Source organism: Pseudoalteromonas sp. PAB 2.2 (assembly GCF_001938575.1).
Lineage (GTDB): Bacteria > Pseudomonadota > Gammaproteobacteria > Enterobacterales > Alteromonadaceae > Pseudoalteromonas > Pseudoalteromonas lipolytica.
Map to the genome: position 1 here is coordinate 22,304 of NZ_LYPI01000018.1, position 14,712 is coordinate 37,015.

Here is a 14,712-nt window from a genome sequence, read left to right on the forward strand (position 1 = left end):
TCCTACTTTTCGTTTAGCAACCCGTTTACAGAATTTAAGAGGAATTAAATCATGGCAGCAAAAGAAGTACTTTTTGCAAGTGACGCACGTGGCAAAATGCTAACAGGCGTAAATATTTTAGCAAACGCAGTAAGAGTAACTTTAGGCCCTAAAGGCCGTAATGTTGTTTTAGACAAATCATTCGGTGCGCCAGTCATCACTAAAGATGGTGTGTCTGTTGCAAAAGAAATCGAGCTTGAAGACAAGTTCGAGAACATGGGCGCACAAATGGTTAAAGAAGTAGCGTCAAAAGCGAATGACGCTGCAGGTGATGGTACAACAACTGCAACCGTATTAGCGCAAGCTATCGTAAACGAAGGCTTAAAAGCAGTTGCCGCAGGCATGAACCCAATGGATCTTAAGCGCGGTATCGACAAAGCGGTTACAGCAGCTGTTGAAGAGCTTAAAGCATTGTCTGTTCCTTGTGCTGACACAAAAGCGATTGCCCAAGTAGGTACTATTTCTGCTAACTCTGATAGCGAAATTGGTAACATTATTGCTGAAGCAATGGAAAAAGTGGGTCGTGATTCAGGTGTTATCACTGTTGAAGAAGGTCAGTCACTAGAAAACGAATTAGACGTTGTTGAAGGCATGCAGTTTGACCGCGGTTACCTGTCTCCTTACTTCATCAACAACGCAGAAAAAGGCGCTGTAGAGCTTGATAACCCATTCATTCTACTTGTAGATAAAAAAGTATCTAACATCCGTGAGTTACTACCTACATTAGAAGCGGTTGCTAAAGCAAGCAAGCCTTTATTAATTATTGCTGAAGACCTTGAAGGTGAAGCACTTGCAACGCTTGTTGTGAACAACATGCGCGGTATCGTTAAAGTATCTGCGGTTAAAGCACCTGGTTTTGGCGACCGTCGTAAAGCAATGCTACAAGACATCGCAGTCTTAACGGGTGGTACTGTAATTTCTGAAGAAATCGGTTTAGAACTAGAAAAAGCAACAGTTGAAGACCTCGGTACAGCGAAGCGCGTTGTGATCACTAAAGATGACACAACAATCATCGATGGCGCAGGTGAAGAAGACGGTATCAATGGCCGTGTTGCACAAATCAAAGCACAAATCGAAGAAGCAACGTCTGACTACGATAAAGAAAAACTACAAGAGCGTATGGCTAAACTAGCTGGCGGTGTTGCAGTAATCAAAGTTGGCGCAGCAACTGAAATCGAAATGAAAGAGAAGAAAGACCGCGTAGAAGATGCATTACACGCAACTCGCGCAGCGGTTGAAGAAGGTGTTGTACCGGGTGGTGGTGTTGCATTAGTGCGCGCTGCAAACAAGCTGGTAGACTTAATTGGTGACAATGAAGACCAAAGTCACGGTATTAAAGTTGCACTTCGTGCGATGGAAGCACCACTGCGTCAAATCGTTACAAACGCAGGCGACGAAGCATCTGTTGTTGTTAACAATGTGAAAGGCGGTGAAGGTAACTACGGTTATAACGCAGCGTCTGGCGAATACAACGACATGATCGAAATGGGTATCCTAGACCCAACTAAAGTAACGCGTTCTGCACTACAGTACGCAGCTTCAATCGCGGGTCTTATGATCACAACTGAAGCAATGGTTGCTGAAATCCCAAAAGATGACGCTGGTGCCCCTGATATGGGTGGCATGGGCGGCATGGGTGGAATGGGCGGCATGATGTAATTATTGCCCAACAACCTAACCGTTGATTTATAAGGGTTTATTCATCCTCTGTAGAGACATCTGTAGAGACATGGGTAAACCCTTTTGTATATATAGGTATACACTTACCCACTTTTCTATATCTTTTTAAGAAATATAATTACTTCTTGAGGTTCATCCTTAAGCAATTTTCTCACAAGTTAACTTACTACTGCCTTGAGTATGTTCCTACTGAGTTACAGGGGGGGAGAGGTGGAGGCAGTAAAGCACCTTAGCGATTGCATCGACTCACTACGCTTAAAAAAAACGTGTTTTATATTTATCTGTTTTTTATAAATGTAGAGCAAGTATGATAAGTGCGTTAAGCTTAACTATAAAAGTCATATTCATATTGGAGCTATGGTGTATAACAAAAAGGAAGTTAAAGAAATCATATGGAAAAAATGGCTATTCCCAGACTTTTCTAACAAACTCACTTGGTTCATTGGGGGTACTGGAGCGGCAATAATTTTGACCCCAACCCCTTTTAAACACCTGTTTTACAATTGGCTGGTAGATACCTTTAATTTAAACTCTGGTATTCCTTATACCCTATCAGATTTGCAAAACAGTACAGCTGATTACTCTTTTGGGTTTGGGTTAATCTTTTTAGCCCTACTACACAATATTGTTTATCGAGTCCTCATATATAAGACTGAGCAACTATCTCAAAATAAGAAACAGGCTCAAATTGATGTAGATAAAAAATTATTTATGGAATTTGCTGCTTTATTACCTGCAGATGGCCTTGATGTATGCACATTAAAAGACCATGACTTTGGTAATGCTTATTATAGAGGTAGTTTTGATTCTTTAGAGAAGTTTGTTAATACGTGGGACAACGCTCAAAAATCCTTCTTAGATGAAGAGCTTGAGTCTAAAAGAAGTCATTTTTTAGGTAAGGTAAAGCATTTTATTTATACCCTCGCTGTTAAGTCTTACCCTATTGGTAATGGCGATGTGTTCTCTTGTATACCAGATAGATACAGAGGTTCATACGACTGGCCAGATAATGTTAGTGAGCAAATTAGTGAGCTAAATGACTTAGCAACAGAGCTATTTGAGCTACATAGAGAGTTCATACTTTCGACTAGACTTCGCTTAGCATGTTGATTTAACTTACCTGTAAACCTGTTGTGTACACCAAGGAAACCACACTGTACACATGTGTACACTAGGCTCTATTTCCTTATAAAGACTATGTGTGGTCTTCCTTTGATGGCTATACAGCGACATCTAAAAGGCGTCATATGAGCTTTCAGGTATTGATACGCCATCCCAATTATCTGGCGCTTCGTCACTCTCTAACGTTCCTGCTTGCTCAAGCCATTTATCCCTTCTGGTAATAGAAATCCCAAGGGTAGAGCCTCTAGCAGTTTTACGTAGGGCTTCCCTAAAGTTATCTTCACCTACTGATTCTATTAGGCTATCTATCTTGGCATATGCCTCTTCTATTAGATAATGCCTGTACTCTTCATTATCCATATCCTTAGGGATGTAACTTTTGCCTGAAACAATATCAGAAAGCCTTCTAACCTTTGGAAACCCCCTAGCATCCCAAGTGGAGCTTTTAGCTGCCTCTGTATATCTATTCTCGAGGTTTTTTTGCAGATGACGGGTAAAACTATCAAGAGAACTATAGTCTTCCAACTTACCTTGAATAGCTTCTTCACAAGCTCTAAGGGCTCTCATTACATGGTTTGCTTGCCCTCGACTACAGCCAATAAGCTTTGCAAGCTCACTGACACTGTAATCATATTTTCCAGCTATTACTAATGACCTAAACTTAGACTGATTGACTTCGTCTTTAGTAACTCCTACACCATGCCCTTGATTAACCTCTTGAGCCGCAAGAAAAGCCTCTGTGTATGTTCTGTTTCTAATTAACCTAGCTTTTACCCTAAAATCATCACATTTAGCTTTGTCCATGTACTCTAAGGATGCACTAATACGATGAAAACCATCTATAACAAGCTTCTTTCCAGAAACCTCAAACACAGTTATTGGTTGCTTTATTCCTACTCCATTGTGAAGGTCGTCTAAGATTTCTTTTGATTGGCTCTCTTGCTTAAGCTCTTGGGCGCGTCTTGTGTTCTTATCTCTAATTAAATTAGTATCTCGCCCTTGCATTGCAGGGTCTAAAATCACTTCTCTTGGGTTAATGTCTATAAAACTACTATCAGACATGTATTGGTTCATTAAGGCTTCTCTATCGCTTCTAGAGCTCTTTGTACTGTGGAAAGGGAAACACCAACCTCTTTAGCTATTTTACGCAAAGATATACCCTGAGAGCGTAATAGCCTGATTTGCTGGTGGTTAGTCTTATTGGTAGGACGGCCACGGTATTTACCAGCAGCCTTGGCTTTTTCGATGCCTTCCTGCCTTCTCTCTTGAATCATAGATAACTCGAATTGAGCAACTGCACCTAACATACTCAGCATTAACTCAGACATTGGGTCAGAGCCACCAGCTTTAAAGCAGAGGCCTTCCTTATGAAACTTCACTTTGACCCCTCTACCATTCCAATCAGTAACAATCTGCTTCAAGTCTAAGAGGTTACGTGCAAGTCTATCAATGCTATGGATATGTACAGTGTCACCTTCCCTGATGTATTCCTTTAGCTCATTTAAGGCTGGTCGTTGAGCAGAGCCACCACTACATTTATCAACAAACTTTTTTGTAAAACTAATCTCTACGTCTGCAAGTTGTCGTTCTGTGTTTTGGTCTGTAGAAGAGACCCTCATATAAGCTATGTGTGCCAAATCCTGTACTCGTTTAATTCTAAGAGGCGGGAAATAATAATGTGGTCTTAATTTAAAGTAAACCCTAACAGGTACTGTTTGATCGCGTTATGACCATACCTGTTTAGGTATACTCATTTGAATACAACCTTACTTGATTGAAAATAAAAAAATGAGGCTACGAGAAGTTTCAAAATCGAAGCAGGAAGTGCATGAGGTTGGGGGTATAAGGAGGGCAATCAAAAGACTGCCCTATGGTTTGCTGCGTTATCAGCAGCTAGGATGAGATCTGTAGTGAGAACATACGTATTCCGTGCGACCAAATCGTTCGCGCGTGTACTTTCTTACATACACCAAATCTACATCCCATGGATTATCATGATATAACATCAAGACTCCCTATAGAATTTATAGTTGATTTCATAGAGAGACAAGGCTAAAATCCAATTGCTTATTTTGGGGCTTTCAGTAGTTTTCTTAAAACAGACTCTGTTAGCTCTATCTCTCTTTCCTATTTTTTAATTCCTGAAAATTCATCAGTTCATAGCACTTCATACCTCTTTTTACTGTGTATAGGTACTATTATATAGGAAGATCAAATTATGGTCAAACATGGATCTACTCTCGTATGATAACACAGTAAACCCAATAAAGACATCAGACCAGTTTGAAATAAAAGTGTCATAATTAGCCATTTAACCAGTCCCTTTCTATCACTTTTGATGCTATTTCAGCATACTCGCAGAGTTTTCTTAATTCCTCCCCCTTAGAGTAGTAGCCATAAGTCATTGTTTTACCACCTTTATGACCAATTAAAAATGCAGCACTACTCTCGTCTATACCAGCCCTTTGATAGGCCGTACTCACATGAACCCTAAACGAGTGAAATGTTCGACTCTTGTCTTTGGTAACCATAGCGGATTTAAAGTTACTAAAGACTCTGGAGGCCTTTTTACCATCCATTCCAATAAGGCTTTGCCCAGCGTCAACGGACTCTAAACGCTTCCTTACGATTCCATGCACGACCCTAGGAAGAGGTACTGTCCTGCTCGCTGCCGTTGTCTTACCCTTCCTTATATACAAAGCCATTAGTTCACCTTCTATATATACATCTTCAGGGGTCACCGCACAGATCTCAGAGATTCGACAACCTGTATACAGACCCAAGTAGACAAGCGCTTTAATACTTTCACTTTCAGAGTCAGCCCAATTAATGATCTTCTTGATTTCCTCACGACTAAATAGTTGTTTTTTCTCTACAACCGTATCTTCTTCATAGTGGGTAAGTATGTGGGAGTCAAAAGGGTTATCACGTTTATCTATTTCAGCGATTCTCCAAGCATGGTCATAAATACTTTTTAATCTGCTTAAGTGGCCTTTGATTGTGCTTACTGAAACCTCCTGAATGAGTTCGTCTATGAAACTAATCACCTGCTTTCTTTCAATACCCATTAGCGGCATATCATGTACATTTAGATGCCTCAAGAAACGACTAGCGGTAGACTTCATTTTGACTATAGTATCTTGGTTTCTCTGTTTATTTTTACGCAGCCAATCATTAAGTGCTTCTCTCATGGAATAGGTATACTTTACTGGTATTATTCCAGTCCTAACTGCTTTAGCTGCTTCCTGTCGTATCTCTGGGTGTTCCTCTGTTCCAACCAAAATAGAGTCTTCAAGCTGATAATACGCTTCACATTTATCACCCCTAGCATCTCGTTTTGCTTGCTCTAAGCTATTATAGAAGCTCATAAAGGTGCTACGCCCACCATCAATAGCTTGTTCCTTCTGGACCGCTAGCTGCCCCAACAAACTATCTCTACGCAACCTAGCCGTCTTAATGCAGCTTGTTTGAAGTGACTTTACGTAAATCTCTTTACCGTCATATAAGTGCCTAACTTCCTTAGGTATTCTTATTTGAAACATCCAGACATCACGATTCTTACGTTTTTTAAGGTATTTGTTATTACTAGCTTCTGCCATTGTTGAATATACCCAAAAGTGGAGACCAATGTAGAGACAAATAATACCACAACCCTTTATTTACAGTACATACAGAGGGTTAAGGCAGATTTGGAAGGCATGATGTAGTCCACTCCAAGCGCTTCGCTTAAAAAACCCAGCTTCGGCTGGGTTTTTTATCTCTACAGATCACTTTTCTTTATAACACGCTCAATGTGTTCTAATAAAACCTCTGTTGTCCAGTCAACGCCATGGTATGGAATATCAGGCCAGTAAAAATCCCCCTTACCGCGCGCTCTGTTTACATAAACTTTATTAGGGATTATCACTTTGCTTAATCCTGAGGGAGTATCAACAAATCGAACATCCATATAGGTTGAATCAGCACTGCTCGGCGCACCAAATAACACTGTATTTGAAAATAACTTAAAAGTATCAATTGCATCCAGACACGCACTGGCACATTGTCCGGGCACTATAACGATGGCTTTAGTGTTAAAATCGCTTTCAGATATTTCATCTAAGACCGGTGTCGTTGCTGGCTTCTTCTCAATATAAAAAGGTTCACCCATATCTAACGCCGTCTGCATACCTGCTGAGACTTGTTTTACTATAGCGAAGACCTCGGGCTGGTCTTGCACTTTTGTTTTTAATGACTCAAGGTATTGCGTATTATCTTTGGATGCTCGCCACCAAACGCGTGTATTTTTAGCTAACAGCTCTCTTCGCGATGTCACATGCTGCGGCCCCCAAAGTTGCTCAGCAATTTTCATACTCCAATATGTTGAGCCACCTTGATTATGGCGAAGATCGAATATCACCGCTTTAGCCGTTAGCAATTGTTCACGCTGATCGGCTAAATCAGTGAAGAGTTGTCGGTAACGTGCTTTTTGTTCTTCATTTGGTGAAAATGAAGGCATTGCTACCCAAGCAATCTCTTGAGTTGCCCAGTGTAGGCCTACCTCGAGCTCATCACCATTGTAAGCATTTACTAAGTGCTGGCGAACATTTTTTGGTCGCTCAGACCATTCAAGTCTAACGCTATACGTCGCGCCACTGACTTTCACAAAATCACAACTTTTAAAGGGGGTTAGAAATGGGTTTCCATCATCCACTAATAATCGCCATCCTTGGTTCCACCAATGACCGGGTTGATCAACTTCACCATAAAATTTAAACAGGGTATCGCGCATTAAGGGTTCAATAGGCGTGTTATTACAGCGCACTATTTTATCCCCTTTCGTTACTTTATCATGCTCGCTGTAATACACTTTTAAGCCATCACCACGCCATACTGCAGAAAATCCGGGCCAGCGTCGTGGCAACTTAACGTCGTCAGGTAACAGTGCAACTGCCCCAGCGTGACCATCTTGCAAAACCGAATTAAAACGTGCAATTGCGGCTGCGTAACCTTGTGCATTTTCTACTTGGTCGGCAAGCATTAAAGCGTGTTGCTTGGCATTAAACAGTAATTGTGGAAACCCTGGGTTATCGCTATCAAACATGCCGGGGTGATTATCGACTGATTGCTGATAAGCAGCTTCAATATCTTTTTGTGTAGTGGCTTTCCACTGGGTTGCTGTTTTTGGAAAGTGTTGTACTGGGTGAGAGCTGTCAGCTTGCACACTCACACTTGCAGTGACTAAGGCTATGCCACTCACGAGTAGAGGCAAGTATAAATTAACCGCTTTATTCATATAAATCCTTTTAATTATTTTAATCCAAACAGTGGGTATACATGTAATAGCAACGCGACTATTAACCGTGCTACATATTGTTTAATTTATAACTAATGACTAAAAAATAAAACCCACACTGTCGACACAAGAGCCCATCATTTTGAAACACTCTGATACAACCCGCAATAATACTCAACGATTGTGAGCTGTTTATGAGGCGAATGGGCATAAATGAAATTGGCCCTTTAATTTATGGCTTGTTAAGGTGAATTAACTAACTCTCTGACTATCATAAACAAATCACTTGGCAACATACCACGCTCACCATCACGCTCAGCGGCGATATCACCCGCTTTTGCATGTAAGCAGACCCCTCGGCAGGCTGCTTGCTGAGTATCTAGCCCTTGTGCAATTAGGGCTGCAATAACGCCAGTGAGTACATCTCCACTCCCCCCAACAGCAAGGGCTGGATTACCATCTGTGCAGACCCAGGTTTTATTGTTATTGCTAATTAATGTGCCAGCCCCTTTTAGTACGCAGGTTGTGGTATAGCTGTGCGCTAAACGTTTGACCGCTGCAAAACGGTCAGTTTCTATGTCTGAGGTGCTGCAATTAAGCAGCCGTGCGGCTTCACCGGGGTGAGGAGTGATAACCGTGTTTGTCAGTGGAAATGACGACGCATGTTGGGCAATTAAATTAAGTGCATCGGCGTCAATAACTAAGGGTTTATTATTGGTGAAACAGTACTGCATGACTGTTTCAAAGGTAGCCTCAGACCAACTATCAAGCCCCAAACCGGGGCCTATGGCAATACAGCTTGCCCATTCAAGAGAAGCAATTAGATTAGCGTCTGTGACCATTAACTCTGGCCTTCCCATACTTACACTGAGAATTGAGCTGGTATGCGTATACACCTTAACCATACCCGCACCTGTTCTCAGTGCCGCTTCTGCCGTTAAGCGAATAGCACCTGCTGTACCTGCATTACCGCCAATGCACAATAACTTACCATGGCTGGTTTTGTGGCTATTGTTATCACGCGCTGGTAGTGAGTTGATTGTTTGCTGATTAATAAGCAAAGCACAGGGTGAGCACAGCAACGCAAATGCATCAGCAATGCCTAAATCTGCAAACTCACATTGCCCTGCATGCGCGCGCCCTTGCCCCGTTACCAAACCTTGTTTAATACCCACAAAGGTCACAGTAACAGTCGCTTTAATTGCAATACCTTGAACGGCGCCAGTATCGGCATGAATACCAGAGGGTAGATCGATAGCTATAATGGGCGCTTGGCTATTATTCGCCGCGTTTATCAGCTCACTAAATGGCGAGCGAACGTCACTTTGAATACCCGTACCAAGCAAACCATCAACGATAACATCAGCCTGTTCAAGCACAGCAAAGTCTGTCACGATTTCGCCTGTGGCATCTAACCAAGCTTGTTGTGCGGTGAGTGCATCTCCTGACAAGGGTTTGTCAGGTACAGCGGCTATCACTGTCACGTTTTTTCCTGCTTGTTTAGCCAAATTTGCAACGATGTAGCCATCACCTGCATTGTTTCCAACGCCGACCAACACCACATAATGCAACGCGTCCGCAAAGTAGTTCACGCTATGCATAAACACAGCCTGACCAGCACGTTCCATAAGCGTGTACATCGCAACACCGCAGCGTTTAGCCGCAATGGCTTCATTCGTTCTTATTTGTTCGGCTTTAAATAACTGATGTTCAATCATTGGTTTAGTCATTCTTGAGCAATCTATCAATTTACTGTAGCAAGCAACCCCGTAGATAGAAACCTGTTATTCATCTTAATCTTATCGTCTTGTCTATTTATTATTGCTATGTTCTAAAGACACTGACAATAAAAAGAGTTAACCCATGACTAATAACAAAAAAACGGTTATTTCATTATTTTGTGCCTTATTAGCCCTACCATTAAGCGCAAATACGGTCGATATTTTACCAATGAAAGCGCGCGCTGAATTTATTGATAAAATGACTGAATTACGAGTAAAAACGTTACTGCCCCCTTTAATGAAGCAACATAATATTGATATGTGGCTGCTAATCAGTAGAGAATATAACGAAGATCCTATTTTAAAAACAATGCTGCCTGCGACTTGGTTATCAGCCAGACGCACCACCATTTTGGTGTTTGCTCGAAACCAACAAGGTGGGGTTGATGCGCACGCTATCGCGCCATATAAAATCGGCAAGGTATTCAAAAAGTCATGGGATAAACAAAAGCAACCTGATCAATGGCTTGCTCTAAATGACATAATTGAAACATACCAACCTAAAAATATTGCCCTAAACACCTCTCAAAACTGGGCACATGCCGATGGTCTTGTCGTCGGTGATTTTAATAATCTTAAAAGCGCACTCCCTAAAAAATACCTTGATAAGCTCATTTCTGCTGAACCTCTCGCTATTGAGTGGCTCGAGCAACGTTTACCTGAAGAAGTAGACATGTATAAAAAGGCAGTGGCTATTGCGCATCAAATTATTGCTGAGGGCTTCTCAAGCAAAGTGATAAAGGTAGGTGAAACAACCACAAACGATTTAGCCTGGTGGTTTAGAGAGCGGGTAAGAGAATTAAAACTGCAAACATGGTTTCACCCCAGTGTCAGTATACAGCGTGCCGATAAAAAAACGTTTGATCATGAAACAAGCTTTAGCAAAGATAATGAGCACATTATTCAAGCGGGTGATCTACTGCATGTTGATTTTGGCATTACCTATTTGCGCTTGAACACTGACACTCAACAACATGCTTACGTGTTAAAAGAAAACGAAACGCAGGCACCAGACTATTTAGTGAATGCCTTAAAAAGTGGCAATCAATTACAAGATATTTTCACCTCACACTTTGCAGCCGGTAAAACGGGTAATGAAGTACTAAAAGAGTCTCGTGCAGAGGCGATTGCTCAAGGGTTAAAGCCCACAATATACACCCACCCTATTGGTTACCATGGCCATGCTGCGGGAACAACGCTGGGCATGTGGGATTCACAACAAGGGGTTGCTGGCGATGGCGACTATCCACTGCACTTAAATACCGCGTATTCGATTGAATTAAACAACGCCGTTTTTATAAAACAATGGAATAAAGAAATTCGAATTATGCTCGAAGAAGATGCGTTTTTCGATAAATCAGGGGTGTGGTATCTAAATGGCAGACAAACTGAGTTACTGCTTATAAAATAAAAAACGGCGCATAATAATTTTATGCGCCGTTTTTTTAATACGTTACCAGTGACTACTCAGTGTCAGGTAAGTTACGACCGTAGAAGATTTCTTGCATCTCGCGTGTTAGCTTAGAGCGGATCTCTTCTTCTTCGTCTTCTGACAAATCAGATGTAGATACACCGAATAAATAGGTATTTAAGTCGGTTTCTTTTAACATCATTTTAGTGTGGAACAAGTTTTCTTGATACACGTTTACGTCCATCATTTGGTACGCTTCTTTTGTATCTTCAGTCATGTAATTCTGAATAGAATTGATCGCATGGTCGATATAGTGTTTCACACCATCAACATCACGCGTGAAACCACGGACACGGTAGTCAATTGTTACTACATCTGACTCAAGGCTGTGAATTAAGAAGTTCAACGCTTTCAGTGGCGAAATAATGCCACACGTTGATACTTCGATATCAGCACGGAAAGTACAAATACCATCATCAGGGTGCGCTTCTGGGTACGTGTGAACACAGATATGACTTTTATCTAAGTGTGCTACCACAGTTTCAGGAAGTGGACCCGGCGCTTCATCAACGTCGTACGTTGTTTGCTGCTCAATTGGCTCTTCTGAGATCAGAATTGTTACACTGGCACCTTGCGGATCATAATCTTGGCGAGAAACATTCAAAATGTTTGCACCAATAATGTCCACTACTTCACCTAAAATATCGGTAAGGCGATCAGCACTGTACTGTTCGTCGATATATTCAATATATTCTTTACGCTGTTGTTCAGTCTTCGCGTAGCAAATATCGTAAATACTGAAGCTTAAGCTCTTAGTTAAATTATTAAAGCCATGAAGCTTAATTTTATCGAAGGGTTTATTCATGCTAAACCAACCTTTAAACGAGTGAAACCTGCACCAGCAGAAATAAAAGTTCGCGGATTTTATACGAATTTTGCGTTTGGAAAAAGCGTTATTTTACTTGTTCTTCCACAACTTCATGGCTATGTGTAATTTCTACTGTTTTATCAAGCATTAAGGCTACAGAACAATACTTTTCTGCAGACAATTGAACAGCACGCGCAAGGTGTTTTTCAGACACGTTATCGCCAGTAACCACAAAATGTAGATGAATCTTGGTAAACACACGAGGAGCAGATTCAGCACGCTCAGCACTGAGCTTTACTTGCACGTCAGAAAATGATTGCTTCGCTTTTTTAAGAATACTAACAACATCAACAGATGAACAACACCCTGCCGACATTAATACCATTTCCATTGGACTTGGTGCAGCACTGTCACTACCCGCATCAAAAACGACATTGTGACCTGAATTTGAAAGGCCAATAAAGGTATCACCTTCTACCCATTTTACATTCGCTTGCATTTATTTTATCTCTAAAAGTTATTTTGCTTGATTGTAAGCAAGTCACACTCAGATGCAATCGAAAAACGATATTAGGTGTTAAAGGAGATTACGCACTTTCAGCAACGGCTGTATCGAATAAGTTTTTTACAAGTCCAGCAAACTCATCAATAAAGGCGTGTTGCTCAACAGTAACAGGTTGATTTGTGACACTGCTTAGTACTTCTTGTAAGTCATAAACGATGCCATCGACTTCGCGAACGATTTGGCTGCGTTGTTCGGTGTTCAATTCTGTATGCTGTTCGCAAAGCAGCATGACATTCTCGGCAATCACGTCTTCAATTAGCTCTAGCACCGTTGGAGCTCCTGGCTTTATTTGACCTGGCTTCTCAAATAGCGCTAAATTTTGAGTGAGATACATGACAAGATCATCGTACCCTTGCCTATCTAAAACCATACGACTGCACACCTAATAAAATGACTAACTCTATAGATTTAAGCAGAAAGCGCTTTTAATTGCTACCTTTGCTATAAAGCCAATACAAAAAAAGCAGCCGAAGCTGCTTTTTATAATCATTAATACTGATTTAGTCTATTTTTAAGCCAGGGCTTAATGTGGCTGGCATAGCCACTTTTTCAAGCTCAACTGACGCAACAGGGTATGCACAGTAGTCTGCTGCATAATATGCACTTGCTCTGTGGTTACCAGACGCACCAATGCCACCAAACGGAGCCGCACTCGATGCACCCGTAATTGGGCGGTTCCAGTTAACAATACCAGCACGAATACGACGTAAGAAGTGGTCGTAATCAGCTGCATTGTCACTTAATAGACCCGCTGATAAACCAAAGCTTGTGTCATTTGCTTTATCAATGGCAGCATCAAAATCAGTAAAGCGGAAAACTTTAAGAAGTGGACCAAAGTGCTCTTCATCAGGGAAATTAGTCACGTTTGTACACTCTAAAATGCCTGGCGTTACAAAGCCGGTATTTTCTGTATGCGTTAACTCAACTAATACGTCAGCACCTAGTTCTACTAATTGCTGTTGTGCTGCAGCCATACCCGCGGCAGCCGCAGCCGAAATCATAGAGCCCATGAACGGCTGGTCATCAGCATCATATTCACCGACTTTAATCGCTTTGGTTGCTTTTATTAGACCCGCTAAGATGGCGTCACCTTGCTCGCCCACAGGTAAGAATAACTTACGCGCACAGGTACAACGTTGGCCTGAAGAAATAAACGCAGATTGAATTATATCGTGAATAGCAGCTTTAGTATCCGCAACGTCAGTCACGATAAGCGGGTTATTCCCCCCCATTTCTAAAGCAAGGATTTTACCCGGTTGACCTGCAAATTGTTCATGTAGGATATGACCTGTACGCGATGACCCCGTAAAGAATAAGCCGTCAATGCCTTTATGCGCCGCAAGCGCCTTGCCTGTGTCAACTTCACCTTGAACAAGGTTAATAACCCCATCAGGTAAACCTGCTTTTTGCCACAGTTTTAAAGTCAGCTCTGCAACAGCGGGAGTGAGCTCAGAAGGTTTAAATACAACCGTGTTACCCGCTAGTAATGCTGGAACAATATGCCCATTTGGTAAATGACCCGGGAAGTTATACGGACCAAAAACGGCAACAACACCATGTGGTTTATGACGGATCATCGCACGGCCTTGTGGCATGGGGTTTTCAACGTCGCCGGTACGCTCTAAAAACGCTTTTTCAGAGATCGCAATTTTACCCACCATGGCGCCTGCTTCAGTGCGAGTTTCCCACAACGGTTTACCTGTTTCTTGCGCAATGATCAGCGCTAACTCTTCACTATGCTCTTTAAGCGTTTCAGCGAACGTTTTAACAATAGCTAAACGTTCTGCAAATGATTTATCCGCCCAACTATAAAAAGCTTGGCGCGCGGCATTTACAGCACTGTCGACTTGCTCAGCCGTGGCTGTATTTGCTTGCCAAATAACATCATTATTTGCAGGGTTTACAGAGTTGAATGCATGACCAAGGCCTGCTTGCCATTGACCATTAATAAATTGCGCTGCATGCGTCATT

At 41.7% G+C, this 14,712-nt stretch carries 12 protein-coding genes; 3 read left to right on the top strand and 9 right to left on the bottom strand.

The window, feature by feature from the left end:
- The first annotated feature begins 51 nt into the window (after window positions 1-51).
- Window positions 52-1,698: a chaperonin GroEL gene (groL, locus tag BWD47_RS15885; RefSeq protein ID WP_075594292.1), complete on the top strand. Its 1,647-nt coding sequence runs from the start codon at window positions 52-54 to the stop codon at window positions 1,696-1,698.
- Window positions 1,699-2,076: 378 nt separating this feature from the next.
- Complete coding sequence (locus BWD47_RS15890) at window positions 2,077-2,829, top strand: hypothetical protein (protein WP_178387094.1); 753 nt, start codon at window positions 2,077-2,079, stop codon at window positions 2,827-2,829.
- 123 nt (window positions 2,830-2,952) lie between these two features.
- Here the strand turns inward: BWD47_RS15890 and BWD47_RS15895 are convergent, their stop codons facing one another.
- The 5 genes from BWD47_RS15895 to BWD47_RS15915 all read right to left on the bottom strand — a co-directional run bounded on the left by BWD47_RS15895 (window position 2,953) and on the right by BWD47_RS15915 (window position 9,834).
- Window positions 2,953-3,903, bottom strand: a complete 951-nt coding sequence (locus tag BWD47_RS15895) for a hypothetical protein (RefSeq protein ID WP_256719391.1) — start codon at window positions 3,901-3,903, stop codon at window positions 2,953-2,955.
- Window positions 3,904-3,914: 11 nt separating this feature from the next.
- On the bottom strand, window positions 3,915-4,478 hold the full coding sequence (locus BWD47_RS15900) for a recombinase family protein (protein WP_039037949.1): 564 nt from the start codon (window positions 4,476-4,478) through the stop codon (window positions 3,915-3,917).
- A 666-nt stretch (window positions 4,479-5,144) separates the two neighbouring features.
- Window positions 5,145-6,440, bottom strand: a complete 1,296-nt coding sequence (locus tag BWD47_RS15905; RefSeq protein ID WP_075594294.1) for a tyrosine-type recombinase/integrase — start codon at window positions 6,438-6,440, stop codon at window positions 5,145-5,147.
- 161 nt (window positions 6,441-6,601) lie between these two features.
- A complete protein-coding gene (locus BWD47_RS15910; RefSeq protein ID WP_075594295.1) occupies window positions 6,602-8,116 on the bottom strand; it encodes a S41 family peptidase in 1,515 nt (504 codons plus the stop codon).
- Window positions 8,117-8,358: 242 nt separating this feature from the next.
- Window positions 8,359-9,834: a bifunctional ADP-dependent NAD(P)H-hydrate dehydratase/NAD(P)H-hydrate epimerase gene (locus tag BWD47_RS15915; protein ID WP_075594296.1), complete on the bottom strand. Its 1,476-nt coding sequence runs from the start codon at window positions 9,832-9,834 to the stop codon at window positions 8,359-8,361.
- A gap of 145 nt (window positions 9,835-9,979) precedes the next feature.
- Between BWD47_RS15915 and BWD47_RS15920 the strand changes: the two genes are divergently transcribed.
- Window positions 9,980-11,308, top strand: a complete 1,329-nt coding sequence (locus BWD47_RS15920) for a M24 family metallopeptidase (protein WP_065979398.1) — start codon at window positions 9,980-9,982, stop codon at window positions 11,306-11,308.
- 52 nt (window positions 11,309-11,360) lie between these two features.
- Here the strand turns inward: BWD47_RS15920 and speD are convergent, their stop codons facing one another.
- From speD to astD, 4 genes are all read right to left on the bottom strand, one after another.
- Window positions 11,361-12,173, bottom strand: coding sequence for an adenosylmethionine decarboxylase (speD, locus tag BWD47_RS15925; RefSeq protein ID WP_036973370.1), 813 nt, complete (start codon window positions 12,171-12,173; stop codon window positions 11,361-11,363).
- Between the two features lie 88 nt (window positions 12,174-12,261).
- Window positions 12,262-12,675, bottom strand: a complete 414-nt coding sequence (locus BWD47_RS15930) for an OsmC family protein (RefSeq protein WP_036973371.1) — start codon at window positions 12,673-12,675, stop codon at window positions 12,262-12,264.
- 88 nt (window positions 12,676-12,763) lie between these two features.
- Entirely contained in the window at window positions 12,764-13,111 is a 348-nt protein-coding gene (locus BWD47_RS15935; RefSeq protein ID WP_065979400.1) for a DUF3802 family protein, read from the bottom strand.
- A gap of 130 nt (window positions 13,112-13,241) precedes the next feature.
- Window positions 13,242-14,711 (bottom strand): succinylglutamate-semialdehyde dehydrogenase, encoded by a 1,470-nt coding sequence (astD, locus tag BWD47_RS15940; RefSeq protein WP_065979401.1) that lies wholly within the window; start codon window positions 14,709-14,711, stop codon window positions 13,242-13,244.
- Window position 14,712: the final 1 nt, after the last annotated feature.